This is a genomic window from Enterobacter sp. BNK-8 (genome assembly GCF_048685095.1).
GTDB classification, from domain to species: Bacteria; Pseudomonadota; Gammaproteobacteria; order Enterobacterales; family Enterobacteriaceae; genus Enterobacter; species Enterobacter quasiroggenkampii.
The window spans coordinates 1,100,501-1,126,225 of record NZ_JBLQTN010000001.1 but is presented as its reverse complement, the minus strand read 5'-3'; the positions used below and the strand labels follow the sequence as shown (position 1 = coordinate 1,126,225).

Genomic DNA, 25,725 nt, shown 5'->3' with positions numbered 1-25,725 from the left:
CCGTAATTCACGAAAGAATGCGCACGAAATTCTTTTCAACACAGTGGATAGCTATGAAGGTACTGGTTACCGGGGCGACCAGCGGCTTAGGCCGAAATGCGGTCGAATTTCTGCGCAATAAAGGCATCAGCGTCAGGGCTACCGGTCGCAACGAAGCGATGGGTAAACTGCTGCAAAAAATGGGCGCAGAGTTCGTCCATGCCGACCTGACGGAGCTCGTCTCCTCGCAGGCGAAAGTGATGCTCGCCGGTATCGACACGCTATGGCACTGTTCCAGTTTTACCTCCCCGTGGGGGACCCAGGAAGCCTTCGATCTGGCCAACGTGCGGGCCACCCGCCGTCTGGGTGAATGGGCCGTTGCCTGGGGCGTGCGTAACTTTATTCATATCTCTTCACCGTCACTCTATTTCGACTATCACCACCATCGCGACGTGCAGGAAGATTTCCGCCCTGCCCGCTTTGCCTGTGAATTTGCCCGCAGCAAGGCGGCCAGCGAAGAGGTCATTGACCTGCTGGCGCAGTCAAACCCGCATACCCGCTTTACGGTCCTGCGTCCGCAGAGCCTGTTCGGGCCGCACGACAAGGTATTTATTCCCCGTCTGGCGCAGATGATGCACCACTACGGCAGCGTGCTGCTGCCGCGCGGCGGCGATGCGCTGGTGGATATGACCTATTACGAAAATGCCGTTCACGCCATGTGGCTGGCCAGCCAGCCGGACTGCGATAAGCTGATCTCCGGTCGCGCCTATAACATCACTAATGGCGAACCCTGCACGCTGCGCAGCATTGTGCAGCGGCTGATCGACGAGCTGCAGATCGACTGCCGTATCCGTTCTGTTCCCTATCCCATGCTGGATATGATTGCCCGCAGCATGGAGCGCTTTGGCAGTAAAACAGCCAAAGAGCCTGCGCTGACGCATTACGGCGTCTCTAAACTCAACTTTGACTTCACGCTGGATATTTCGCGGGCGGAGAATGAGCTGGGGTATAAACCGGTTGTTACGCTGGATGAAGGGATTATGCGCACGGCGGCGTGGTTACGGGATCACGGGAAGCTTCATCGCTAGCCTTTTTGCCCGGTGGCGGCTTCGCCTTACCGGGCCTACAACTGCTCCGTACTGCCCCCTCGCCCCATTAGCCTCATGTACGAAAACGGCAACCCGAGGGTTGCCGTTTGCTTTTACAGAGCTGTCCAGGCATCTGCCCACGCCAGGCCAGCGCCTGGTTCGTAGTATGCCGGAGAGTTGTTACACCAGCCGCTGTACGGGAACGGTTTGCACTGGAACAGTTTACCGTGGTTGTTCACGATATCACCTGCGTTGTACTTGCTGTTCGCGCTCCACGCGGCGTAAGAGCCGGAAGTGCCTTCGTCCTTAGACGTGGCTTTCGCTTTCACGTTCAGCAGGTAGGACGTGGTGCTGGTCAGTTCGCCATCGCTGACGGTCAGGCCGATTTCGTACTGCTGAGCCGTTGCAGACTCTGGTGCCTTGAAGGTCACCACCGCTTTGTCCTGACCGGTCACGGTCTGGCCATCCTGGGAACGCCAGGTGTAGGTCAGCTTGTTACCGTCGGCGTCTGTGGAGCCTTCCGCGCTCAGGGAAACCTGCGCACCCGCTTCAACTGCCCCGATTGGGCCCGCAATCTGCGCCACAGGAGCGTGATTCACGGTTGCCGGTTCAACAGGGGTGGTATCTTCCGCTGGCGTGGTATCCGCTGGCGGCTTGGTGTCTGCCGGAGTTTTGTCTTCGCCTGGGGTCACTGCCGAGCCGTCATCGTTAATGATGTTCACGTTATAGAACTTCTTAACGCAGTTGGTGTAGTCACCCTCTTTGAACGCGCTGAACGGCGTCTGGTAACCCACCAGCTGGCAGGAGTAGGTCTTACCGTCCGGCGTATCCGGACTCCATCCCCAGTCCTGCTCCCAGTAGATCTTCAGCGCGCCGGAGCCGCCTTCATCGAACTGCTTCATGTTGGCGCAGCCCAGCACTTCATTCGCCGGAACTGGCACTTTCAGGTAGTTCGCGAACTCTTTGTAGTACTTGATGCGGTTTTCAGACTGGGCAATCTCGGTCGGACCGCCGCACTCTACGCCACCGTTGATGATCTGGGTGGTCACGCCGAAGCCAGGAACCAGGCCGTTGGCTTTATCGTGATCGTTTGGCTGCCAGGTGCCATCGATAACCTGCAGCATGCTTGGTTTTGGCGGCTGCGGATAGGCGAAGAAGAAGATCGCACTCGCCAGGTTCAGCCAGGTATCCGCCACCAGCTCAGGCTTGTCGAGCAGGGTGCGGACGGTGCCAAACATCGCTTCCGAGAACGGACCGTAGTTGTAGTTGTAAGACAGCTGCTTCGCGCCGCGGCCAAAGTAGCTTACGAAATCGCCGTCTTTGTCCTTACCGCATGGCCAGGTCTGCCCCTGCCAGATGTCAGGGTTACATTCGCCGTTATAGCCGCCTTTCTGGCCTTCAGTCCAGCCCATTTCACGAACGTGAACCAGGGCCTGACGCCATTCGGCTTCCGGACGCCAGCTTTCATGACCGCCGGTTTCCTGCGCAAAGTGGGCAAACATGGTCGCCAGCTCTTTGCGGCAAATGGCGTCGCTGTCGCGACCATCGTTATAGGTCTTACACAGTGCCGGGAATTTACCAACAGCCTTCAGGAAGTTACTGTAGGTGTAAGACTGAGCGCGCAGCGGGAAGAGATATTCCCAGTCGCTGGCCTTCACGATCCCTTCCACGCGCTTGACGTTGTCAGGGTTCGACGCACGACCTGGCTCAATCTGCTCAACGAGGCTGTTGTCCAGAGTCGCAATGGTGTCTTTCACCGAAACCATCAGCGGGAAATTGGTCAGCTCTTTTTCCTTTTTCGCCAGATCGCTGGCTTTCATGGTGTACGGCTCGCTGCTGGCCGCCTGCAGTGATGCAGCCTGCGCCATAAAGGGTGCAATGCATGCTCCCGCCACGAGAACGCTCAGTAATGTCCTTTTCGTCATTTCAAATAATCCTGTATTTAAGCAACTAGGGTGAGTACATTCCCGGCTTATGTATTACTCCCTTAATAAATAAGCCTGAGAGTGTGGTTCTTTTTCATTTTCTGAAGAACACCAAAAGGAATTCTTCAAAAAACAAAAATGACGCTATCGTTATTTACCCGACTTTATTTGCTGATACTTCGCCCACACTTTATGGGCATAACGCATGCGCTGCGGATAATTTTCTTTTTTCAACCCGGCGTTATAGGCGCCTACCGCTTCCCAGTTATAGCCATACACTTTTATCATCCCGGACAGGATGGACGCGCCGACCATAATGGAGGTACAGGGCTCAGTCATAAGCTGGTTCTCATCAATCCCCTGACGCTCTAACTCGCTGAAGTGCGAGCTATTAATCTGCATCAACCCGACGTCACGCGTGCCGTCGTGGTTCCAGCCTACCGCGTAGGGATTCATTCCGGATTCCACTTTGGCAATCGCATATAACAGCCACGGATCGACGTGATAATAATGTCCGGCGTTATCCCAACAGTTCGCAAATACGCTTTGACTAAACAGCAGTAAAAATAAAATCACGCGTTTCATGAGCACCTGCTCTTAAATACTGAACCTCTTCCTGCTCATAATTAGCGATCATTCTGAAGTGTTGGTCACACCCGAAGTGGGGTGTGACCAACCATTGCGGGTTGATATCATTCCCGCAATTCACGGTTCAGAAGGTTATTTGCAATCGGTTGATGCGCCTTCTTTCACCCATACGTCGCTGTTGGCCGGGTTATCACCCTGTGTCCACCATTTCGCGCGGTAAACGTTACCCTGGTAGGTCGTGGTTTCGCCGCCGTTGTATGCCAGGTCAGAGCGCCAGTTCATCTTCACGTTGCTTACCATTTCCCATGCGTCCACGCCGAAGTCAGGCTGGTTGCCCTGCGTCCAGTATTTCGCTTTCCACACCAGATGGTCGAAGCTGACGGTATCGCCCGTGTTGTAAATTTTGCTGGATTCCCACGCCGGATATTTGCTGGCGTTGGCGTCAACAGGCTTATCGCAGCTGCCGGTCGCCGTACCTTCATCAGACGGCGGGGTCACCTCGTCTGACGGTGGCGTCACTTCATCCGCAGGCGGGGTGACGTCTTCTGCCGGAGGCGTCACTTCGTCAGCCGGTTTTGGTGTGACCACGACCTGGACGTTGGACTGAACGCTGGTCTTGCCATCGCTCACCACCACGCTCAGGGTATAGGACGACTCAGAGCTCACCTCAGGCGCGGTGATGTTCACGTTCGCGCTATCGGTACCGGTCGCGTGCATATCAGCCGGTACGCTCCAGGCGTAGGTCAGCGCATCACCGTCTGGATCCGCCGCCTGCGCGTGCAGGGCATAGGTTTCGCCTGCCTGCAGGGTGACGTTCTGCATTGGGTTAATCACCGGCGCCTGGTTCGCTTTTGGCGCTTTGTTAACGACCTGAACATCAGCGGAGTTGCTCAGCCCCTTCGCGTCGGTCACGGTCAGTCGGAACGCCAGCGTCTGGTTGCTGGTGACGGCCGCCACGTTGAAGGAAGCCTTCGCTTTGGTGCTGTTGGTGAGGGTCACCGATGGGCCAGAGATCTGGGTCCATTTGTAGGTGATGGCATCACCGTCTGGATCGGTTGAAGCCGAACCGTCCAGGGTCACGGTAGCCGGACCGGTTACCGTCTGGTCAACCGCGGTGGCAACCGGCGCATGGTTGGTCACGACCGGATCAACTGGCGCAGAGCCGCCCATCAGGCTTTCGTTCATCGCGTTCAGGATGTCGCCGGTATCGGAGTCGATAGACCAGGCGAAGAGGCCGCCCAGGTTTTTCGACAGCACGTACTTCCCTTTTGCCGTGGTAGAGCGTGCATCTTCATAGGAGATCAGATCCCCCGTTGCCTTATTGAAGACGTACGGCGCTTCGGCAGTCGCATCGTAGCCGGATTCCCAGCCTGGCTTGCCTTTGTACTCGTTCATAATCTGACGATAGTCCACTACGCCCGGTTCCCAGGTGCCTTTCACCATGCCGGTTGCGGTACCGGTGAACGGATTGTCGCCGGTGTAGCCATGCACGCCAGTCCAGCCGCGGCCATACATTCCCGCACCCACCACGATCTTGCCTGGCTGTACGCCCTGAGCAAGCAGCGCGTCCACGCCGTTCTCGGTGGTGTAGTTCGTGTCCGGACGCCATGACGGCGCGCGCAGCGCGGCCTGGTGGCCCAGCTCGGTGTTGCTCCAGCCGCCGTAGAAGTCGTAGCTCATCAGGAAGATATGGTCGAGGTCGCGCTGAGCGGTGGTGTAATCCACGTCTTCGATCTTGTCGCGGCCTGCACCCACGGCGCTGGTCAGCTCATAGGTACGACCCGTCTGCGCGGAGAGCTCGTTCAGCATGGTACGCAGATCGTGAATCAGCGCCGTGTAGGTGGCTTTATCCTGCTGCGGGTTGCCTTTGGTTTCAGTCACGCCGCCGCCGCCCGGGAATTCCCAGTCGATGTCCACGCCGTCAAAGAATTTCCAGGTCTGCAGGAACTCCTTCACGGAGGCCACGAAGCGAGAGCGGATTGCCGGGTCGCCCATGTGGTAGAACGGGTCGGACAGGGTCCAGCCGCCGATGGATGGCAGCACTTTCAGGTCAGGATGCGCTTTTTTCAGCGCCATCAGCTGGCCAAAGTTCCCTTTGTACGGGTCGTCCCAGTCGGCGACGCCCGCCTGCGGTTTTTGCAGAGCAGCCCACGGGTCATGGATGGCCACGGTAAAGTCCGGACGTCCGGCGCAGTCGCGCTGCAGCACGGAGAAGCTGTTGCCGCCCTCAACGGTTTTCAGGCCGTCGTTAATGCCGTCGCCGCCACAGATTGGAATGAAGCCATAGAGGATGTGGTTAAGGTTTGCAGCCGGGATTTTATCAACCGGGAAGTTACGATCGTAAACGCCCCATTCAGGGAAGTACGCCGCAACCACTTTATCAGGATGTTTGGCGAACGTTTTGTTGTTCTCCTGCAGCGGTGCGTTCAGCGGCAGCAGATGGCTGCCGTCGGTGTCCGCCACGATGATCAGCTTGCTGGCGCTTTTGGTACAGCCGCTGGCGTTACAGGCTTCCACCTGTTCCTGATAACGTCCGCCTTTTTTCACCTTAAAGGTGGCTGAGCCGCTTGCACCGGCTGCACCGGTCCACACGGTTTGACCATCGAGCAGCACTTTTGCAGAGGTTGGCGCGTCGCCGCTCCACACGTTCCACTCGACTTTCACATCCACGCCGTCGTTATGCACCTTGACGAGGCTGTTGTAATCCTGCGCGGCCTGATCCACTTCCACCAGCGCAAATTTGTCATTGCCGTAGCCGATGGTCGGTGCACCTGGCGCAGCTGCGAATGCAGAACCGGTTGCCGCTGCAATAAAGAGCGCCAGATATTTAGGCTTAATAAATTTCATTTTTATTTCCTGATAAATTTATTCGTAAACGTAATTGACCCATGTCTTCCTTTAAAACATGGAATATTATTCACATAGTGCGTTTTTTAAATACGCAGACAGCCGTTACCCAAACCTTAAAGACGCGTTGTATTCCTCCATTAAAAGATACAAGCTAAAACTCCGTGTAGCTTATGCCTTTTACGATACACTGAGGATAAAAGATCGTCCTTCTCTTTCCCCGTCGAAAAAATTGATAAAAAAACTTGACCCGGTTATTTAATATGTGAGCGCAAATAACTGGCTGGTATAGAGTGCTATTCCAGCAAAAGCCAGATAAGGTCCGAAAGCGATGGTGAGGTTATTTTTATTTAATTTATTTAAAAGCAAATAACCCACGATGCCGCTTAATGCGGCAATTAATTCAATCTCAGGCAGCGCCTGCCAGCCGCACCAGGCGCCCAGCGCCGCCAGCAGCTTAAAATCGCCGTAGCCCAGCCCTTCCCGGCGGGTGAGCAGACGAAACGCCCAGTACACCAGCCAGAGCGAAAGATAGCCCGCCACCGCGCCCAGCAGCGCATCACGCAGGGGCAGTCCGTGGCTGAAGGCGTGGAACAGCAGCCCGGCCCACAGCAGCGGCTGCGTCAGGCAGTCGGGCAGCAGCTGGTGCTGTCTATCAATCATCGCCAGCGGCAGCAGAAAGGCCGCCAGCACCCACAGCGAGAAAAGGGATGCTAAGCCCGGTATCCACCAGGCGGTGACGCCAAAGAACAGCGCCATCACCAGTTCGAGTAAAAATAACCGCAGCGGAATCGCCGACTGACAGCAGCGGCAGCGTCCCCGCAGCGCCAGCCAGCTCAGCAGCGGGATATTCTCCCAGGCGCGCAGCGCATGCTGGCAGACGGGACAATGCGATGCCGGGAAAAGCAGGTTGCTGCGGCACGCCTCCTCCATCACCATCCCCGGCACGCGGTCCACCACGACGCCGAGAAAGCTCCCCAGGATCGCGCCGAGCACGCCGCTCATCGCGGCAAACCCGACGGGATAACTCTCCCTGATGAGCATCAGCCCGTTCATGCCACTTTTTTCCAGGTCAGCTGGATTTCGGCCTTCACGTCGCTCAGGTGATCCACCGGCGTGAGGTTTATTTTCTCCAGCCTGACACCGGAGGCGAGGTTCATCTCACGCAGCCAGTTTTTTAATTCATAGACGTTGACCCGGTTCACCACAAAGGCCAGGGTCTGACCGTCCTGGCGAATATCGGTCAAGGTCAGGTTAATTTCATGCGCACTATTCTCCACCACGCTGCGTGGATTATCGGTTTTCACCTGTAGCACCGGCAGATGGTTTTTATCAATTTCTGTTTTCATCCAGTTTACCGTTTCAGTTTGTCGCGCCAGCGTCGCCTGGCTATTTTTTATCATGTTATCCAGGGGTATTACCCCCGCGTAATAGATGACGGCGCCGAATAAGGCTCCCGCCGCTATTTTTAAAATGCGTTGTTCTCTGACGCTGTATTGTTGATAACGAGATTTAAGCTGTGCAATTCGCCCTTTCATTTATATTTCCCTGTAATCATGGCCGTATACGGCGCGTCCTTTGAAATAGGCTGTAACGTAAAATCAAAATTCGCGCTGGCCTGATGAATGAAGTCCTGTAACGCCTGCTCGTTTTGCGCACTCACGCTTAACGTCAGGCCCCCCTGCGTGTCGTCATATTCAAGCAGCGTAATTTCCATTGACGGAACGGACTGACGGATTTTTTCCAGCTCGTCCATCTGCAAAAAAATGCCCTTAGGCTGCTTCTTGATGTTCTGCCCGAAGTGGTACTTGATGTTGGTCTGCTGGCGCATGCTAGGAAAATGGTGCTGATAGAGCTGGACCATCTCCTGCTGGACCTGATTTTCCTGATCGACCAGCATCCACGCCAGGGCGATGCGGGGGCCGAGCAGCAGGCCCAGAGAGAGAAGCCCCATCGCCGCGACGGCGGCCTTCATCCCTTTCGCCGCCCTCGCGCTGGTCGCCTTCGCGCTGAACGCACCGTGCAGCAGGTTGACGCGGCACGCCTGCCACTGGGGCTGGATCAGCACCAGCGGATGTTCGCCCGCCAGCTGGTCGTCAACCTCAACGCCTGGCGGGATCTCCCCGTAGCAACGCACCTCGCCGTCTCCGGCTTTTTGCATCAGCAGCGGCAAGAGACCCGCCTCAACGTTACAGGCGGTATGCGGGGATAAGCGCAGCCAGTAGTTCTCCTCCTGCGCGACCAGCGTGCTTCCGCCCGCCGTCACCGGCAGCAGCCAGGCGTCCGGCAGGGCCTGAATCACCTTCAGACCCGCCTCGTGAAAGCGGGTCAGCCACTGCTGCAGGCGGGCGGTATCTATCGCCACCGCGTCCACCTCGGCGCCTTTTTTGTTCAGCACCGTCCAGTGGAGATCGTCCACCTCGCCGATCAGGGTCTCCTCCGCCATCCACGAGAAGGCGGTCGCCTGCGACGCGACTTTCTTCGGCAGCGTAAAGTGGCGGAAGATCATCTCGCTGGCGGGCAGCAGCAGACAGACGCGCGCGGCCAGCGGATGATCGGCAAGGGTATGCAGCGCCTGCGGGGTGTCCAGGGTTGTAACCTGTTCGCTTCCCGACTCACACCACATGATTTTCCCGTCCTCACGGCTGTCGGGACGAACAAAAAGGACCTGTTTCATAACGTTCTACTTTTCTTATTCAATCATTCGGTAACGACGTTGCCACGTCACAATTTCACCGGCTTCGTTATTCACCTGAAGCTGGCTCACCACGCGAAGCGTTAACTCATCGGTATTGCCGGTATAGTTGACGCGGAAATACCGGCTGTTGATGGAGAGAACCTCAGCCACCTGCGGGAGATTGTCCTTCAGCTGCGGGAAGGCCTGTTCCAGCGCTTTGCTGAAGACTTCCATACTTTCCCAGCCGGTCTCCGGCCGCGACGCAATCAGGCGAACGGCATCGTCCGCGGTCAGTTTTCCCGGGAACAGGGCTGCCAGTAAGGGAGCCTGCTCCGGCGTCAGGGTATTGACATCCACCTTGCTGGCGGAGTCCGGCAGCGCGCATAACAGCTTGCTCACCTTCGGGTACGCCGCAGCAGGAAACGCCGGCAGCAGCTTTATCTCGGCAAGGGTGCGCATCATCTGATTCGCTGGCTGACGCGCCGGCACCACGCCAGCCCAGGCGTCCGTCTCCGCGCCCTCTTTCACCGTTGTGGTGTCGCCGTCGAGATAATCCACCAGCTGCTGATAAACCTCTTCCGCCGTCGTCTGGCTGACGCCGCCGTCCGTCAGGATCTGTTCGACAATCTTCTCTTTTCGCGGTTTTTCCGGCACGGCTGACGCCGTTTGATCCTGAGCCACTTTGTCTGCGGCCAGCAGGTTATTGACGTTGAAGCAGTCCTGCGCGTCCTCGACCTGACTGACCACCGTATAGTCTTCACCCTGCGTCTCCAGCGGCTGGTGCCAGTCGCCCTCCGGGTCGAGCGGTTTGCTCTCGCCGCTGGCGTCGCTCTGCAGGCGGTCTTTCACCACCTTTTCCTGCGCCTGCATTGCCCAGCGCAGCTGCTGCTGGCTCATCTGATAGTGGGTTTTCTGCAAATTACGGCAGAACTGCTGGCTGATTTTGGCCGCCAGGGCCGACATCATGACCAACAGGATCAGCACAACCAGCAGGGCAACGCCGCGTTGTTGATGTATCCGGCTCATGGCTTCACGTCCGGCGCAGGCGCACGTTGCGGGGCGGGTGCATTTTCCGCCGCCGGTGCCGCCGTTTCGGTGCCCGGCTGCGGTGCCGCCGCTTCCGGCATATCTCCCGGCGTGGTAAACACCCAGCGCCAGGTTTCGCCATTTTCCATGGTCAGCGTGAGCTCCACGCCGTCTGGCAGATGGGCGGACTCACCCCAGCTTTTTTGCCAGCCCTTGCGATAAAACCGCCACTGCATCGATTTCACCTCGCTGACAATCGGTACTTCATCGGGTTTGACGTCTGCCGGGCTGTCAATGACCGGCCAGACGTCGCGATACAGGCGCCCCTCTTCCAGCCGCCAGCGCACGCGCTCCAGCTGGACCGTGCCGCTTACGCCGTTCAGCGTGGTGAATTCAACCGCATCGCCATCCTGCAAAAACAGGCCCGGCTCGTTGCGCGGCGCCCGCGCCTGCAGCTGGAAAAAATCGCGCTCCATCAGGCTCCAGGCACGCTGAAGCTGGTTGAGCTTTGCCGCACTGGCATCCGTGGCTGAACTGGTGCGCATCGCGCCGTCCAGAATTTGCCAGGCCAGGGTGCTGATGACCGCGAAGATGGTCAGCGCAATCATGATCTCCAGCAGGGTAAAACCGCGCTGGCGTCGGATCGTCTTCACTTGCTCTCTTCTCCCGGCCCGATAATCTGAAGCGAAATGACCGGCTGGCTTTCATCACCTTCGGCGTAAACGCGGATGGCATTGGCCCAGCCGCTATTGGCGGTTTTCACCCGCTGCTTGTGCCAGTACCAGCTGCGTCCCCCCATAATTTCCGTCCCCTGCTCCTCGGCATCGGGAAAATCGGCTTTACCAAGCTGGGCTTCTGCCAGCTGATTTTCCGCAACCCAGCTGGCCTGCAGCGTGTCGGCCAGCCCGTGGGTGAAGCGTACGTTCAGGGAGACGGAATTCATCAGCGCCAGCGCGGCGGTGGAGAAAATGACCAGCGCCACCATCACCTCCAGGAGCGTCATCCCGTTTTGCTTAACCTTGCCTTTAGTCATCGTTTTCTACCGATACCGGGGCAGCGCCCTGCGACACCACGCGGAAGTGATGCTGTTTGTCGTAACTTTGCAGCGTCAGCGTAAAACGGCCAATCTCGCCGTCCGGCAGAAAGAGGATCTGGGGGTCGGCCTCGACGGTCGCCGCCAGACGCTGAGGCGAAAGCGATACGTGCATCTCTTCCGGGAAATCGCCCTTCGTGGTAATACGGCCTGCGGATAATGGCACCCAGCGACGTTCGCCGTTTTTATCGTCGAGCGTGACCAGCTGATAGTTATCGGTAGTGATGACCAGCCCGACAATATTTCCGTCCATTACCGCGCGGTCTGAACCATAATCAACGAGGGCTTTTAATTGCTGACCAAATATATCCGCACCGCTGCGTGAGGGTATTGTTGATACAACCATCATGGCGCAGCTGGCAAATATCACCAGCGCCAGAATAATTTCCAGCAACGTAAAGCCGCGTTGACGCTTCATTATTTCTCTTTCTTATCCAGAGACCAGTTCGTAATATCGTCTGCGGTATTGGCTTCGCCATCAGGACCGGCAGAGAAGACGTCTACGGCGCCGTGTTCACCCGGGCTGACAAGCAGATAATCGTTACCCCACGGGTCCTGCGGCAGGCGGCGAATATAGCCGTCGGCGCGGTAGCCGTTGGGAATAGGCGCGATCTCAGGTTTGGTCACCAGCGCCTGCAGGCCCTGCTCGGTGGTCGGGTAGCGGTGGTTATCGAGCTTATACATATCCAGCGAGCCTTCGAGCGCAACAATATCGCTGGTCGCCTTTTGCGCGTCCGCTTTTTCTTTATTACCCATTAAATTTGGCACCACCATACTCGCTAAAACGCCGAGAATAACGATCACCACCATTAATTCGAGCAAGGTGAACCCCGCCTGGCGAGCCAGACGTTTTGTTTTTATAGCCATGATTTAACCTACCATATTATTAAGTTGCAGAAGCGGCTGTAATATTGACAGCACGATGAATAAAACAATCGTCGCCATGGAGACCACCAGCGCCGGTTCAAATACCGACAGCGTTAACGTAATACGATGCTGTAGCGCCGACTCCTGGTTTTCCGCCGCGCGGTCCATTAAGTTGCCTAATTCGCCGCTCTCTTCACCGGAGGCAATCATGTACAGCATGGTGGGCGGGAATAATTTCGCCTGCTCCAGCGCGGCATAGAGCGATGCCCCCTGGCGCACGGTATCCGCCGCCTGCTCCAGCACCTGCCGGGCGTAGAGATTTTCGATACCGTCCATCGCGATATACATCCCTTCAAGCAGCGGCACGCTGCTCGCCTGCAGGATGCTGAGCGTGCGGATATAGCGGGCGCTGTTGATGGCGCACACCAGCTTTTTAATCGGCGAGCCGTTCACCAGCCAGCTGTGCCAGCGAAAGCGGTTTTTAGCGTTTCTGAGCCAGGTCTTAAAGCCGATAACCCCACCGGCCAGGATCCCGACAATATAGATGCCGTACGCCTGCAGGAAATCGCTCACCGCAATCAGCGTGCGGGTGGTGATCGGCAGCTGCTGCTTCATGTGGGTGAACTGCTCGATCACCTGCGGCACCACCGCCACCAGCAGAATGCTAATGACCGCGATGGCCACCACCGTCAGGGTGATCGGGTAGACCATCGCCTGCGTCAGCTTGCTCTTCATCTTCTGGCGCTGCTCGTTGTACTCCGCCAGCTTCTCCAGCACGTCGCCGAGGTGGCCGGTTTTTTCACCGGCCATCACCAGCGTGCAGTAGAGCTTGTCGAAGGTGCGCGGAAACTGGCTGAAGGCGTCGAACAGCGTATGCCCTTCCACCACCTTCTCGCGGATCTCCACCACCATCGCCGCCAGCTTTTTGTCCTCCGTCTGCTTCGAGATCGCCTTCAGCGCGCTCTCCAGCGGCAGAGCGGCGTTGACCAGCGTGGAGAGCTGACGGGTAAACATCGACAGCACCGGCGTGGAGAGCTTCGCCCCGGTTTTCGCTTTCCCGGACGCCGCCGCCTCGCGCGTTTCGGAGATGCTGACGGGCATCAGCTTTTGCTCACGTAACGTCTGGCGAACCTGCTTTTGCCCTTCGGCCTGCAGCGTGCCGCGCCGGGTTTTGCCCGCCGCATCCGTTGCCGTCCATGCGTAGAGGGCCATTACTCATCCCCTCCACGCTCGGCGGTGACGCGCATCACCTCTTCCAGAGAGGTGACGCCGCTGATCACCTTCAGCAGCCCGTTTTCGCGCAGGCTGTAGGCCTGCTTAAAGAGTTGCGTTTCGATGGACATCTCATCTTTATCTTCATGGATGGCGCGACGCATGGCGGTGTCCACCACCAGGAATTCATGAATACCCGCACGTCCCTGATAGCCGCTCTGGCGGCAATGCTCGCAGCCCACCGCGCGATAAATCGCTTTCGGCGGCGTCGCCATGAAGCTGAACAGCGCTTTTTCATTGGCGTCCAGCGGACTGGTGGTGCGGCAGTGCGTACACAGCCGACGCACCAGACGCTGGGCAATGACACCGAGCAACGATGAACCGATTAAAAACGACTCCAGCCCCATATCCCGCAGACGGGTGATAGCCCCGGCGGCGCTGTTGGTGTGCAGCGTAGACATGACCAGGTGACCGGTGAGCGAGGCCTGCACCGCAATTTGCGCGGTTTCGCCGTCGCGAATCTCCCCGATCATCACCACGTCCGGGTCCTGACGCAGGATGGCGCGCAGCCCGCGGGCAAAGGTCATGTCCACGCGCGGGTTCACCTGGGTCTGCCCCACCCCTTCCAGCTCGTATTCAATCGGGTCTTCGACGGTCAGAATGTTGCGTTCATGGCCGTTCAGCGCCGAGAGAATGGCGTACAGGGTGGTACTTTTCCCGGAGCCCGTGGGCCCGGTGACCAGGATGATGCCGTGCGGGCGGTCAATCAGCCCTTTTAACTTCTCCAGCTCTTCATCAATCAGGCCCAGCTTGTTGATGTCGGGCTTGAGGTTACTTTTATCGAGCAGGCGCATCACCACGCGCTCGCCGTACTGGGACGGAATGGTCGAGACGCGCACGTCGATGGCCTTGCGGCCAATGCGCAGGGAGATACGACCATCCTGCGGCAGACGTTTTTCGGCGATGTCGAGTTTTGACATGACCTTGATGCGCGACACCAGCAGCGGCGCGAGCTTGCGCGCAGGCTGGAGAACCGGGCGCAGGACGCCGTCAACGCGGAAGCGAATGCTCAGCGTCCGTTCGAATGTTTCAATGTGGATATCCGACGCGCCGTCCTTCACCGCCTCGCCGAGAATGGCGTTGATCAGGCGGATCACCGGCGAGTTTTCGTCGTTATCGAGCAGATCTTCGTTATCCGGGATCTCCTCGGTTAACGCCATCAGGTCGATATCCGCGTCCATATCGTCCACCAGCTGCTGGGAGACGCCGCTGCTCTGCTGCCAGATTTTGGCCAGCATCTCCTCAAAGGCCTCAGGGGCGAGGATCGTCGGCTCGAAGGGGCGTCCCAGTACCCGGCGCATCTCCAGCAGGGCAAACGCGGGAGCATCCTCGCGAATGTAGACGTCGTTGTTGTAAAACAGGACGCCGTTATCCTTTGCGTAACTGCTGCTGCAGAGCGTTTTACTAAGTTCATCCACGTTGCGCCCTCCGCCTTAGTTTTTAAACGGATTGCGCGACGTGCTGGCGCGGGTCGTGGCCGGCGCGGCGCTGGCCGACGGGAAGGCTGGCAGCACCGCGCTGTCGGACGGTTCAATAATACCAAGCTTCTTCTCCTCCACGCGCTGCTGCTGGCGGGCGCGGATCTGGTCATATTTCTCTTTCGACGCCGCGCTGAAGTTATCGTCGTCGCGCAGGACGGTGGTATGGATAAACACCATCAGATTGCGCTTCGAGGTATCCTGCGAGGTGTAGCGGAACAGCTGACCAACCAGCGGGATATCGCCGAGCAGCGGCACTTTGGAAACCGACTGCTTGGTGACGTTTTCCATCAGGCCGCCAAGCACCACCGTCTGGCCGCTGTGTACCATCACTTCGTTGTTGATGGTGCGGGTGTTGAAGGTTGGGCCGAGGCTGGCGTCCTCCGTCGCGCTGTTGTCGACGCTGGAGACTTCCTGCTCAATCTTCAGGTGGATCATGTCGCCATCGTTGATCTGCGGCACAATTTTCAGCTTGGTACCGACCGTCTTACGCTCAACGGAGTTAAAGACGTTGTCGCCGCTGGTAGTCTGCGAGCCGGAGAGCACCGGCACATCCTGCCCGACGTTGAACGACGCTTCTTTGTTATCCAGCGTGACCACGCTTGGGGTGGAGAGAATGTCGTTCTTGCCGTCGGTGGAGAGCGCGGTCATCAGGGCACCGAAGTCGCCGTTAAAGAAGCCGGTCGCCAGGCCAGTGAAGCTCGCCCCCTTCATGGTGCCGTTTTTAATCTGGCTGATAGGCAGGCCGGTTGAGCCGAACTGTACGCCGCCGTGCTTGCTGGTCCACTGCACGCCGAGATCCAGGCCGTTACCGTCCTGCACTTCCGCGATGATGGCTTCCACCAGCACCTGTGGACGACGGATGTCGAGCTTGTCGATCACCTTCTCCAGAGAGTTCATCACGTTAGGCTGGGCGGTAATCACCAGCGAGTTGGTTGCCTCGTCGGCGGTAATGTTCAGATCGCTGGACGCAGGCGCGGCTTTCGACTTCGGCGCGCCCGCCTTATCCTTCAGCTGCTCGCCAATGCCGGTCAGGACCGGAACCACCTTGGTGGCGCTGGCATACTTGAGATAGAAGACGCGGGTATTCCCCTCGTTATTTTGCTCGCGATCCAGCTGATGGATCAGGGAGCGGGTACGCATGCGCGCGTCTTCCGAGCCGCTGATCACCAGGCTGTTGGTTTCGTCATCTGCCACCACTTTGGTGGCCAGCTGCGGCGCGTTCTGCCCCTTCTGCTCTTCATTGTTGAGGTTGTTCAACATGTCGGAGAGCTCTTTAGCGGACGCAAAGCGCAGCGGCACAATCTCGCGGCGCTGAATACCGTCTTTGTCCACGCGTTGAACCAGATCCACCAGGCGATTGACCACCGAGGCTTTACCGGTTAGCAGCAGCACGTTGGACGGCTCGAAGTGCACCACGTTCCCGATGCCGGTGGCATCGTTGAGCTGGCGCAGCAGCGGGGCCAGCTCGCGCACCGGCACGTTTTCCATGCGCACGACGCGGGTGATGATTTCGTCGCCTTTGCCCGGATTTTTACCGTCGGCCAGCGGCGCACCGGCGGTGCGGGCAATGCTTGAACGCACCACCTTGACCATGCCGTTATCCATCGGGATCACCGACAGGCCGTACAGGTCCAGCACGCTCAGGAAGAACTGATAATACTCATCTTCCGTCAGCACGTTATAGGTTCTGACCGACACCGTGCCCTGAACGGACGGATCGACCAGAATGGTTTTGTTCAGATTGCGGCCTACCGTATCAATAAACTCGCGGATATCGGTATTTTTAAAGCTGGCGCTAAAGTTAGCTGCGAGCAGCGAACTGGAATATAACGACAATGCGGTCAGCGCCACGCACGCCCAAGGAAATTTCTTCATGTCTGTACACTTGTTAATTGTTTAGAACATTGACCCGAATATTTTCAAGGTGAGCGTGACGTCTGACGACGACCTCCGCTTCTTTCATTTTCGACCAGTTGGCAATAATATTTTTTGCCTTTGCTGCATCGGTCATATCGACAGAATTGACTTTTACCGCCACATCGCCTTTTTCCAGCCCGGAATGGCTGTAGAAGGCAGAGGCATTCCTTGGATTAATGTTGTAGCCTTCCAGTTGGCCCTTTTCGATAAGTGGTTTTAACACCAGATAATCATCCAGATGCACGCTTTCCGCACCTGCATCTTTCGTCGATTTGGTTACCGGACCGCTGTCTACGCCGCCCTTAAAATAATCAGGTTTATTTAACGCCAGTACCTGCGTAGCACCTTCGTAATTAACCACCACATTGTCTTTGTTAATTTCCTGAATAAAGGCATCGTTAAAACCGGTCAGCGCCTCGCCTTCGCGATAGCTCTTCTGTCCCCCGGCGTTTTGATCACGGCGAAGGAGAGCCAGGCATCGTCGCTGCGGACGATCCCCTCAATTTCGGCGGCGAGCGGGGCTTTCGCGGCCGCAGGCAGGCTATCCTGACGCACGGCGGCGGTGAAAAGTGAAAAAGCCTTTTCTTCCTGACGTCTTTTTTGCGGTTTCGCCGCTGCGTTCGCCAGCTTATTCGTCACTTTTTTATAATCTTTAAAAATGACGTAGCCTTGCTGACCGCAAAAAATCAGCAATACAAACATAATACAGGGCGTTATCCACCGTGAAAGAAGTGAGAACCTCATTATTCATCTGGCCTTTAGCAAAGCGAAAATAAGCAGCATCATGCTGCGCCAATATGTGGCATAAATAGTAATTAGCGGCCAGATAATCGACCACCTGCTTCGCCGTTAACTTTGATAAAGAAAAAGATTGACCGTCAAAAAGAGCGGTGTTAGAGGTAGCCAACAGGTTATTTTTACCCTGTCCGTAAATTGACCATGATGCAGCCTTGCCGTACTTTTCCGGACCATTGCTATTCATGTCCAGAGACGGTAAGTCGCTATGTATCAGAGTCATTTTAAATTTAATCACCCGCCTTTTCGAAAAATCACCCGCGCCTCGGGCGATTTCTTCGTGCCGTATCATCAGGATATTTTCAACCTGCTGAAAGAGAAAACCCAACAGGCGGGGGTTATTGGGCTCTTTGCTGACGATGCCCCGCTGCTGGGCCAGTTCAGCGACGCCCTGAAATCCACTTCCCCTGCCGTTATTGCTATCAATGCGTTTCCAAAACTGAGTGCCAGTAGCCTGCTGTATAAGCTCAACCCGGGAACGAAAGAGAGCAAAAACCGGCTTCAGGCGGTGGATACCATCCTGCACCAGTGGCAGGGAGGGAAAAGCAGGACGAAAGTGCTGGTGATTAGCCATACCGATGCCATGAAAGAGACCTGTCGGGAGGTGCTGGCTCTGCTGCTGACGCGTGCGCAGGAGCTGGAGTTTCGCCTGTCCGTCGTGCTGATGGGGCCAGCGGATCGGGATACCGCGCTGATGCAGCAGCCTGAACTGCGTGAATATGCGCATACCTGTCACACCCTGCGTCCCCTTACCTGCCGGGAGTTTCTCAGCTACGTTCAGGCGCAGTGTGAAGCGCACGGGGGTGAGCACGCGCCGTTAACCCCGGCGCGGGTACGTAAAATGCATGCCCTGACTAAAGGGAATATCAGTAAGCTGAACGAGCTGGCGCACCTGTCGATGCTTGCCGCCTGGACCGAACGTGCAGCCCAGGTCAGCCCGCGTCATTTGCGCCTGGCGGCAGGTGAGATCCTGCCCGCGAAAAAACACGGTAAGCGCCTGGCTACCGTGGGCTTATTCGCCTCCGTACTGTTCGCCGCCTGCGGCTGGTATTTGACCTCTTCGATCGGTGCAAGACTTCCGATTCAACTGCCGGTGCCTGCCAGCTGGAAACAGCAGACGCCAAAAGTTCAGGCGCCGGTGGTGCCGGTTATCGACAACGAGGTGGTTAATCAGCCGGATGCGATGCATCAGCTCTATCTGATGTGGGGGTATGACGCCTCGGCGGAGGATGCCCTGTGCCAGAACGCCGCGAAGGTGAACCTGATGTGTAAGCAGGGAAATGCTTCCCCGGATGCGCTGGCACAGGAAGGGTATCCGTGGGTGAGTGAACTGAAAACCGGCAACCACCTTAACTATGCCGTGGTCGCCCGCGTCGGTGATAACTCACTCGACCTGCTGATGAACAACCGCACCTGGCAGGTAAGCCGTCACTGGTTTAACCAGCATGCCACCGGCAACTATACCCAGCTCCACCGCCTGACGCCGGAAGGCAAAGACGCCATCAGCGCCGCCAGCGACGGCAAAGAGCTGGCCTGGCTTGACCAGCAGCTGAGCCAGGCCCTTGCCGAACCGGTAACCCACGCGCAAACCTGGACGGCGGAGATGATGAAACGCACCCGCGAGTTCCAGCAAAAAATGCATCTGCGCGTCGACGGCATTCCCGGGGAAGATACGCTGATGCAGTTAATGCGTGACACCAACACCACGCCGAGCGTGCTGCTTCAGACCACCCACGCCGCGCCGGACGCGAAAACGCAGGAGAAGCATTCCTAATGTCTACCATCTGTCTTGCGGCTCAGCGCAGCTACGTTTCCGGGGAAGCGGTCTGGTTTTCGTACCGCATGCCCAGCCTGAGAAAGATCGTTTCTAACGCCTTGTTAGGAATAGTAAGCCTCTGCGTCATGCTGATGGCGGGGCTGTACGCCCACGTTTACTGGCAACTGCGCCACCCTGCGCCGGAGCCGATAAAAAAAGTGCACGTGGCGAAGCCTGAAACGCAGCTTTCCGACATGCACTACGTGTATGTGAGTAAGCCGTTCCCGCATCCGCACCCGAAACCCGCGCCGGTGCAGGCCGACGTCCCTGCCATGCAGGATCTGCCGATTAACAGCGACGACGCCGACTGGCAACAAGCGCCGGACGGCACGGTGCCGCACGATACCTCGCGGGATACTCTCCCCGGCACGCAAGCGCACGACGATGCAGCCCCCGCCCGCACGGACGGTGACGACGGTTCATTAACCGAGCTGTTTAAGCAGGCGTTAAAAGAACAGGAGCAGGATTATTCGCAAGGAAAAATACCCGCGCCGCCGGTTGACGAAACGCAGGATAATGCTCAGGCCAGCACATTACATAAAGAAAGTTCCCGGTCTCCGTTAAGTGAAAAAGGAGACCGGCTGGAATAGTTAATATTTTTCAGGCAGGTTGGTGATGTTAAGGAGTCGACCCTTTTCCACCACAATATATTGACCTTTTTTCAGGTCAGAAAGAATTTTGATAATGGTGCTGCGTGCCAGGTTGGTGTATTCCTGAATATAATCATAAACGTTAATATCGCGTTGATGATGGACAATCAGTTCATTAATCTCCAGCAAAAACTCGCGCACAACAGAATAGGCGCTGCGGGCGACCAGCACGTCATCACGCTTGCTCAGCATGCAGATATACCAGGCCAGCACTTTGGTAAGCTCAGGCCATAAGCCTTTCTCCGTCATAAGCTGAGAAAAGGCGTCTTTAGGAATCGAACGCACTACGGTATTCGAGCGGACCAGGCCATACATATGGGATGAATGATAAAAAATGGAAGAGAGTCCAAACACGCACTGCCCCTGCAGGGTGAACATGCAGAGCTCGTCGGATTCGCGGCGAAATTCCACTTCACCGCTGACGATAACATGAATAAATTCATTGTCGACGGTGGTAATTTTTTGCCATTTCTTTAACGTTTTTTCTTCATATCCTTCTGTTGCGGAAATAATGTTTTCCATTTCATGATGCGGACGCAATTTTCTGCCGTAAATGCTTAACATTGTTATACCCGAATTAAGATGTTAATTTTAGATAAAAAGGGGCCACGGTGGAACCACCGAACTATTCGTATAATCCTGATAAAAACTTCTGGAAGAAGTGAAATAAGAGCAATAAGCAGGTGTTATTTTTTGTTATTACTTAGCAAGCTATACGTCTATCTTAAATGAGGGTATTTTTAAGTCAATTAACTAAAAATGAATTGAGAATGTACTTAAGATTAATCTCATAGAAAATAAGGTAATATGACCTGGTCAGGGGGCAGTCCTGAAGGACTACCCCTGCCCGTATTTCTCTAAAAGCGCCTCGGCGATGGCCAGGGTTTCTACGTCAGCCACACCGTTCCACAGCGCGGGGCGGAAGTGCATCTGAAACGCGCAGATCACCCTCTTCTGCTGCTGTTCCGTGGCGTTGTCCGGCACCTCGTAGCCATAGCGCTTCAGCACATCGAGCAGCGCCCCTCGTTCGACCTCCTGATAGCGCGGCCGTCCATTGATATAGAACGCCACGCGGGCAGGATCGGGCCAGGCACCTATCCCCTGCTGAGCCAGTTGCTGCCACGGAAACAGCGGACCGGGATCGTCTTTACGCTGCGGGGCGATGTCCGAATGGGCCACCACATTTTCAGGTCTGATGTTGTAGCGGGTAATAATGTCTTTGGCGAGCGGCACCAGCGCCGCAATCTGCGCAGGCGCAAACGGAGTAAACGTTTTCACGCCGTCGCGCATTTGCCAGCCGCGGTTCTCGAGCTCAATGCCGACAGAGGTATCGTTGATGCGGTTTGTACCGCGCCAGAAGCTGATGCCCGCATGCCAGGCCAGCTCGCTCTCGGGAACCAACTGCCAGATGCGCGGCTTGCCGTCTGGCGCCGGGGGGCTGGCAGGGATCAAATAGTGAGAGCTGACGTTTTTATCCGTCAGCGTGGCCAGCGAGCTGTCAAAATCATCCGCGGTGTAGTGGATCACCAGCACCTTAATGCGCGGGTAAGCCGCCTGCGCCTGATGACGCATATCCAGCTCGTAGGCGCCTTTATCAACGATCCCCTTTTCCGTGACGCATCCTGCCAGCAGCAGCGCCAGCAGGAGGGGGGTAAACAAACGCGTCATCGCAGGGTTTTCACCGCCGTACCGCTCACGCTCACCATCAGCATGCTGGCATCTTTACCGACCGTTTCGTAGTCGATATCAATCCCCACGACCGCATCCGCGCCGAGGGCTTCCGCCTGCTCGCCGAGCTCTTTGAAGGCGATTTCGCGGGCTTTGCGCAGCTCTTTTTCGTATGCACCCGAGCGGCCACCCACGATATCGCGGATACCGGCAAAAAAGTCACGGAAGATATTGGCGCCGAGAATCGCTTCGCCGGTGACCACGCCGCAGTACTCGGTAATTGTCTGCCCTTCCAGGGTTGGCGTTGTTGAAAACTGCATGGTTTCTCTCCTTCTTTAGCGTTCAATGCCTTAGGCACAGCATTATCGGTTCGTTACGCTATGATTGAAAGGATAGTTAATAAATAAGGAAATCAACATGCGCTATTCAGCTTTAACACTTTTGGTGCCCTGCGCGCTGGTGCTCAGCGCCTGTACCACCACGGTCACGCCTGCCTTTAAGGATATTGGTACCCGCAGCGGCCCCTGCATTGAGGGCGGCCCGGACACCGTGGCGCAGCAGTTCTATGATTATCGCATCCAGCACCGCAGCAACGATCTTACCGGCCTGCGCCCGTATCTGAGCGATGGCCTGGCAAAACTGCTTAACGATGCCACCCGCGATCCGCAGCACAACGCGCTGCTGAAATCCGATCCGTTCTCCAGCCGCACCACGCTACCGGACAGCGCAGAAGTGGCCAGCGCGTCAACCATCCCGAACACGGATGCCCGTAATATTCCACTGCGCGTGAAGCTGACGCAGGGCACCCAAACCTGGCAGGACGAAGTGCTGATGATCCGTGAAGGACAGTGTTGGGCGGTGGACGACGTACGCTACGTGGGCGGCAGCGTTCATGCCCCGGCAGGCACGCTTCGCCAGTCGATTGAGAACCGCTGATTCATCAATGATAAAAATGTTACCCCCGTAAAATGTCCGGCATTTCTTGCGGAATGCCGACATTTATACTCGCCGACCTTGCCATTCGCTATTTTGTGCTATGTTTAAGAGGAAATACGGGTTATATTTAACTTTTAACGCAGAAATATTGCATAACTATTCTGTCAACGGTACTATCTGCGGCCTCAATTGCTATAGATTGCCTGGATGAGTAAAGACTGCCCCGATGAGTATTAAACTAAACGGCATTAACTGCTTCTACGGCGCACACCAGGCGCTGTTTGACATCACGCTAAACTGCCCGGAAGGCGAAACGCTGGTTTTGCTTGGCCCAAGCGGTGCAGGTAAAAGCTCCCTTCTGCGTGTTCTTAATCTGCTTGAGATGCCCCGTTCAGGTACGCTCGCGATTGCCGGTAACCATTTTGATTTCGCTAAGACGCCGTCTGATAAGGCGATTCGCGAACTGCGTCAAAACGTCGGCATGGTCTTCCAGCAATACAATCTCTGGCCGCACCTGACCGTGCTGCAGAACCTGATTGAAGCCCCGTGCCGCGTGCTGGGGTTAAGCAAGGATCAGGCGATTGCGCGTGCCGAAAAGCTGCTGGAGCGTCTGCGCCTTAAGCCCTACAGCGACCGCTACCCGCTGCACCTGTCCGGTGGTCAGCAACAGCGCGTGGCCATTGCCCGTGCGCTGATGATGGAGCCTGCGGTGCTGCTGTTTGATGAACCGACGGCGGCGCTGGATCCGGAAATCACCGCCCAGATCGTGAGCATCATTCGCGAGCTGGCGGAAACCAATATTACGCAGGTTATCGTCACCCACGAAGTGGAAGTGGCGCGCAAAACCGCCAGCCGTGTGGTCTACATGGAAAATGGGTATATCGTTGAGCAAGGTGATGCGAGCTGCTTCGCTAACCCGCAAACCGATGCCTTCAAAAACTATTTATCTCATTGATTGTGTCAGGGGAAATATAATGAAAAAAGTATTACTTGCCGTGCTGCTTGCTGGCGTTACCCTTTCCGCTACCGCAGCCCAGACCATTCGTTTCGCGACGGAAGCCTCTTACCCTCCGTTTGAGTCCATTGATGCGAACAACAAAATTGTGGGCTTCGACGTGGACCTGGCTAACGCCCTGTGTAAAGAGATCGATGCAACCTGTACCTTCAGCAACCAGGCGTTCGACAGCCTGATCCCAAGCCTGAAGTTCCGCCGTATCGACGCCGTGATGGCCGGTATGGACATCACCCCCGAGCGTGAAAAGCAGGTGCTGTTCACCACCCCTTACTACGACAACTCCGCCCTGTTCATTGGTCAGAAAGGTAAATTCACCTCTGTCGATCAGCTGAAAGGCAAGAAAGTGGGCGTGCAGAACGGCACCACGCACCAGAAATTCATCATGGATAAGCATCCGGAAATCACCACCGTTCCGTATGACAGCTACCAGAACGCGAAGCTGGATCTGCAAAATGGCCGTATCGACGGCGTATTTGGTGATACCGCGGTGGTGACCGAGTGGCTGAAAGCCAACGACAAGCTGGCGCCAGTGGGCGACAAAGTGACCGATAAGGATTACTTCGGTACCGGTCTGGGGATTGCCGTTCGTCAGGGCAACACTGAGCTGCAGCAGAAATTCAACGCTGCGCTGGAAAAAGTGAAGAAAGACGGCACCTACGAAACCATCTACAAAAAATGGTTCCAGAAGTAATTCCTGATGAATGAAATTTTTCCTTTAGCAAGCGCCGCCGGGATGACCGTCGGCCTTGCCGTTTGCGCACTGATTATCGGCCTCGTGCTAGCGATGTTCTTTGCGGTGTGGGAATCCGCGAAATGGTTCCCCGTCGCCTGGACAGGCTCCGCGCTGGTCACCGTGCTGCGTGGGCTACCGGAAATTCTGGTGGTCCTGTTTATCTATTTCGGCTCCTCACAGCTGCTGCTGACGCTGTCTGACGGCTTCACGATCAATCTTGGCTTTGCGCAGATCCCTGTGCAGATGCAGATTGAAAACTTCGACGTCAGCCCGTTCCTGTGCGGCGTGATTGCCCTCTCCCTGCTCTACTCCGCGTACGCGTCGCAAACCCTGCGCGGTGCGCTGAAAGCCGTGCCGCAGGGACAATGGGAGTCGGGTCAGGCGTTAGGGTTGTCGAAATCCGCCATCTTTTTCCGTCTGGTGATGCCGCAGATGTGGCGTCATGCCCTGCCGGGGCTCGGCAACCAGTGGCTGGTGCTGCTGAAAGATACCGCGCTGGTGAGCCTGATTAGCGTTAACGATTTAATGCTGCAAACCAAAAGCATCGCCACCCGTACCCAGGAGCCGTTTACCTGGTACATTGTGGCGGCGGCGATCTACCTGGTGATCACGTTGCTCAGTCAGTACATCCTCAAGCGTATTGACCTGCGAGCGACGCGCTTTGAACGGAGACCAGGCTGATGCTTGAATACTTTCCCGAGTTGATGAAAGGGCTGCACACCAGCCTGACGCTGACCGTGGCGTCCATTATCGTGGCGCTGATCCTGGCGCTCATCTTCACCATCATCCTGACGCTGAAAACGCCTGTTCTGGTGTGGATTGTGCGCGGGTACATCACCCTGTTTACCGGTACGCCGCTGCTGGTGCAGATCTTCCTGATTTACTACGGCCCGGGCCAGTTCCCGTCGCTGCAGGATTATCCGGTTATCTGGCATCTGCTTTCTGAACCGTGGCTGTGCGCCCTGATTGCCCTTTCACTGAACAGCGCGGCCTATACCACCCAGCTGTTCTACGGGGCGATCCGCGCCATCCCGGAAGGCCAGTGGCAGTCCTGCGGGGCGCTGGGCATGAGCAAGAAAGACACGCTGGCAATCCTGCTGCCGTACGCCTTTAAGCGCGCCCTCTCCTCCTATTCCAACGAAGTGGTGCTGGTGTTCAAAAGTACCTCGCTGGCCTACACCATCACCCTAATGGAAGTGATGGGCCACGGACAACTGCTGTATGGACGCACCTATGACGTAATGGTGTTCGGCGCGGCGGGCGTGGTGTATCTGGTGGTGAACGGTCTGCTGACGCTGATGATGCGCCTGATTGAGCGTAAAGCGCTGGCGTTTGAGCGCAGAAATTAACCA

At 56.5% G+C, this 25,725-nt stretch carries 26 protein-coding genes and 1 pseudogene; 8 read left to right on the top strand and 19 right to left on the bottom strand.

All coding sequences use genetic code 11. The annotated features are described in order from the left end of the window. Positions 1 to 53 precede the first annotated feature (53 nt). Positions 54 to 1,067 carry an NAD-dependent epimerase/dehydratase family protein gene (locus tag ACMGGU_RS05435; protein WP_032649241.1) on the top strand — a complete coding sequence of 338 codons (1,014 nt, stop codon included), beginning with the start codon at positions 54 to 56 and terminating at the stop codon, positions 1,065 to 1,067. 113 nt (positions 1,068 to 1,180) lie between these two features. Here ACMGGU_RS05435 and ACMGGU_RS05430 read toward each other — a convergent pair whose 3' ends face one another. From ACMGGU_RS05430 to ACMGGU_RS05355, 16 genes and pseudogenes are all read right to left on the bottom strand, one after another. Beyond that, entirely contained in the window at positions 1,181 to 2,992 is a 1,812-nt protein-coding gene (locus ACMGGU_RS05430; protein ID WP_395299923.1) for a glycoside hydrolase family 19 protein, read from the bottom strand. A 150-nt stretch (positions 2,993 to 3,142) separates the two neighbouring features. After that, positions 3,143 to 3,577 carry a type III secretion system invasion protein IagB gene (gene iagB, locus ACMGGU_RS05425; protein ID WP_048027141.1) on the bottom strand — a complete coding sequence of 145 codons (435 nt, stop codon included), beginning with the start codon at positions 3,575 to 3,577 and terminating at the stop codon, positions 3,143 to 3,145. 135 nt (positions 3,578 to 3,712) lie between these two features. Beyond that, positions 3,713 to 6,427 carry a glycosyl hydrolase family 18 protein gene (locus ACMGGU_RS05420; protein ID WP_069719526.1) on the bottom strand — a complete coding sequence of 905 codons (2,715 nt, stop codon included), beginning with the start codon at positions 6,425 to 6,427 and terminating at the stop codon, positions 3,713 to 3,715. A gap of 258 nt (positions 6,428 to 6,685) precedes the next feature. Then, entirely contained in the window at positions 6,686 to 7,483 is a 798-nt protein-coding gene (locus tag ACMGGU_RS05415) for a prepilin peptidase (RefSeq protein WP_111966995.1), read from the bottom strand. Then, positions 7,480 to 7,965: a type II secretion system protein GspM gene (gene gspM / locus ACMGGU_RS05410; RefSeq protein ID WP_045908415.1), complete on the bottom strand. Its 486-nt coding sequence runs from the start codon at positions 7,963 to 7,965 to the stop codon at positions 7,480 to 7,482. The genes ACMGGU_RS05415 and gspM overlap by 4 nt, the downstream gene beginning before the upstream one ends. Then, the gene (gspL, locus tag ACMGGU_RS05405) at positions 7,962 to 9,104 is read right to left on the bottom strand and encodes a type II secretion system protein GspL (protein WP_069719528.1); all 1,143 of its coding nucleotides are present in this window, start codon (positions 9,102 to 9,104) and stop codon (positions 7,962 to 7,964) included. The genes gspM and gspL overlap by 4 nt, the downstream gene beginning before the upstream one ends. Before the next feature lie 15 nt (positions 9,105 to 9,119). Beyond that, positions 9,120 to 10,130 carry a type II secretion system minor pseudopilin GspK gene (gspK, locus tag ACMGGU_RS05400; protein WP_420300316.1) on the bottom strand — a complete coding sequence of 337 codons (1,011 nt, stop codon included), beginning with the start codon at positions 10,128 to 10,130 and terminating at the stop codon, positions 9,120 to 9,122. After that, a complete protein-coding gene (gspJ, locus tag ACMGGU_RS05395) occupies positions 10,127 to 10,783 on the bottom strand; it encodes a type II secretion system minor pseudopilin GspJ (protein ID WP_196364815.1) in 657 nt (218 codons plus the stop codon). The genes gspK and gspJ overlap by 4 nt, the downstream gene beginning before the upstream one ends. Next, a complete protein-coding gene (gene gspI, locus ACMGGU_RS05390) occupies positions 10,780 to 11,163 on the bottom strand; it encodes a type II secretion system minor pseudopilin GspI (protein WP_196346053.1) in 384 nt (127 codons plus the stop codon). The genes gspJ and gspI overlap by 4 nt, the downstream gene beginning before the upstream one ends. Continuing rightward, positions 11,156 to 11,641 (bottom strand): type II secretion system minor pseudopilin GspH, encoded by a 486-nt coding sequence (gene gspH / locus ACMGGU_RS05385; RefSeq protein WP_048027127.1) that lies wholly within the window; start codon positions 11,639 to 11,641, stop codon positions 11,156 to 11,158. Before gspH ends, gspI begins: the two co-directional genes overlap by 8 nt. Beyond that, positions 11,641 to 12,090, bottom strand: coding sequence for a type II secretion system major pseudopilin GspG (gene gspG, locus ACMGGU_RS05380; protein ID WP_008500018.1), 450 nt, complete (start codon positions 12,088 to 12,090; stop codon positions 11,641 to 11,643). Before gspG ends, gspH begins: the two co-directional genes overlap by 1 nt. Positions 12,091 to 12,093: 3 nt before the next feature. Then, positions 12,094 to 13,302 (bottom strand): type II secretion system inner membrane protein GspF, encoded by a 1,209-nt coding sequence (gene gspF, locus ACMGGU_RS05375; RefSeq protein ID WP_048027125.1) that lies wholly within the window; start codon positions 13,300 to 13,302, stop codon positions 12,094 to 12,096. Then, positions 13,302 to 14,780: a type II secretion system ATPase GspE gene (gspE, locus tag ACMGGU_RS05370; protein ID WP_048222252.1), complete on the bottom strand. Its 1,479-nt coding sequence runs from the start codon at positions 14,778 to 14,780 to the stop codon at positions 13,302 to 13,304. The genes gspF and gspE overlap by 1 nt, the downstream gene beginning before the upstream one ends. Positions 14,781 to 14,795: 15 nt before the next feature. Further along, on the bottom strand, positions 14,796 to 16,718 hold the full coding sequence (gspD, locus tag ACMGGU_RS05365; protein ID WP_045908423.1) for a type II secretion system secretin GspD: 1,923 nt from the start codon (positions 16,716 to 16,718) through the stop codon (positions 14,796 to 14,798). A 13-nt stretch (positions 16,719 to 16,731) separates the two neighbouring features. After that, positions 16,732 to 17,462, bottom strand: a pseudogene (gene gspC / locus ACMGGU_RS05360) (type II secretion system protein GspC). Beyond that, positions 17,413 to 17,742: a hypothetical protein gene (locus ACMGGU_RS05355; protein WP_126534830.1), complete on the bottom strand. Its 330-nt coding sequence runs from the start codon at positions 17,740 to 17,742 to the stop codon at positions 17,413 to 17,415. The pseudogene gspC and the gene ACMGGU_RS05355 overlap by 50 nt, the downstream one beginning before the upstream one ends. 21 nt (positions 17,743 to 17,763) lie before the next feature. Between ACMGGU_RS05355 and ACMGGU_RS05350 the strand changes: the two genes are divergently transcribed. Together ACMGGU_RS05350 and ACMGGU_RS05345 are read left to right on the top strand one after the other, a co-directional pair. Next, a complete protein-coding gene (locus ACMGGU_RS05350; RefSeq protein WP_262796032.1) occupies positions 17,764 to 19,329 on the top strand; it encodes an ExeA family protein in 1,566 nt (521 codons plus the stop codon). Further along, complete coding sequence (locus ACMGGU_RS05345) at positions 19,329 to 19,961, top strand: hypothetical protein (RefSeq protein ID WP_126534832.1); 633 nt, start codon at positions 19,329 to 19,331, stop codon at positions 19,959 to 19,961. The genes ACMGGU_RS05350 and ACMGGU_RS05345 overlap by 1 nt, the downstream gene beginning before the upstream one ends. On the opposite strand, the gene ACMGGU_RS05340 is transcribed toward ACMGGU_RS05345, so the two are convergent. From ACMGGU_RS05340 to ACMGGU_RS05330, 3 genes are all read right to left on the bottom strand, one after another. Continuing rightward, positions 19,962 to 20,585, bottom strand: a complete 624-nt coding sequence (locus ACMGGU_RS05340) for a helix-turn-helix domain-containing protein (RefSeq protein WP_045908427.1) — start codon at positions 20,583 to 20,585, stop codon at positions 19,962 to 19,964. A gap of 273 nt (positions 20,586 to 20,858) precedes the next feature. Further along, entirely contained in the window at positions 20,859 to 21,689 is an 831-nt protein-coding gene (locus ACMGGU_RS05335; protein WP_196353140.1) for an N-acetylmuramoyl-L-alanine amidase, read from the bottom strand. Next, a complete protein-coding gene (locus tag ACMGGU_RS05330; protein WP_023310944.1) occupies positions 21,686 to 22,009 on the bottom strand; it encodes a heavy metal-binding domain-containing protein in 324 nt (107 codons plus the stop codon). Before ACMGGU_RS05330 ends, ACMGGU_RS05335 begins: the two co-directional genes overlap by 4 nt. A 97-nt stretch (positions 22,010 to 22,106) precedes the next feature. Here ACMGGU_RS05330 and ACMGGU_RS05325 point away from each other — a divergent pair, with 97 nt between their 5' ends. From ACMGGU_RS05325 to artM, 5 genes are all read left to right on the top strand, one after another. Then, positions 22,107 to 22,625 carry a lipoprotein gene (locus ACMGGU_RS05325; protein ID WP_023335076.1) on the top strand — a complete coding sequence of 173 codons (519 nt, stop codon included), beginning with the start codon at positions 22,107 to 22,109 and terminating at the stop codon, positions 22,623 to 22,625. A gap of 226 nt (positions 22,626 to 22,851) precedes the next feature. Beyond that, entirely contained in the window at positions 22,852 to 23,580 is a 729-nt protein-coding gene (gene artP / locus ACMGGU_RS05320) for an arginine ABC transporter ATP-binding protein ArtP (RefSeq protein WP_008500030.1), read from the top strand. A gap of 19 nt (positions 23,581 to 23,599) precedes the next feature. Next, positions 23,600 to 24,331 (top strand): arginine ABC transporter substrate-binding protein ArtI, encoded by a 732-nt coding sequence (gene artI, locus ACMGGU_RS05315; protein WP_008500032.1) that lies wholly within the window; start codon positions 23,600 to 23,602, stop codon positions 24,329 to 24,331. 6 nt (positions 24,332 to 24,337) lie between these two features. Then, on the top strand, positions 24,338 to 25,054 hold the full coding sequence (artQ, locus tag ACMGGU_RS05310) for an arginine ABC transporter permease ArtQ (RefSeq protein ID WP_023310941.1): 717 nt from the start codon (positions 24,338 to 24,340) through the stop codon (positions 25,052 to 25,054). Beyond that, positions 25,054 to 25,722 carry an arginine ABC transporter permease ArtM gene (gene artM / locus ACMGGU_RS05305; RefSeq protein ID WP_024907847.1) on the top strand — a complete coding sequence of 223 codons (669 nt, stop codon included), beginning with the start codon at positions 25,054 to 25,056 and terminating at the stop codon, positions 25,720 to 25,722. Before artQ ends, artM begins: the two co-directional genes overlap by 1 nt. Positions 25,723 to 25,725 lie beyond the last annotated feature (3 nt).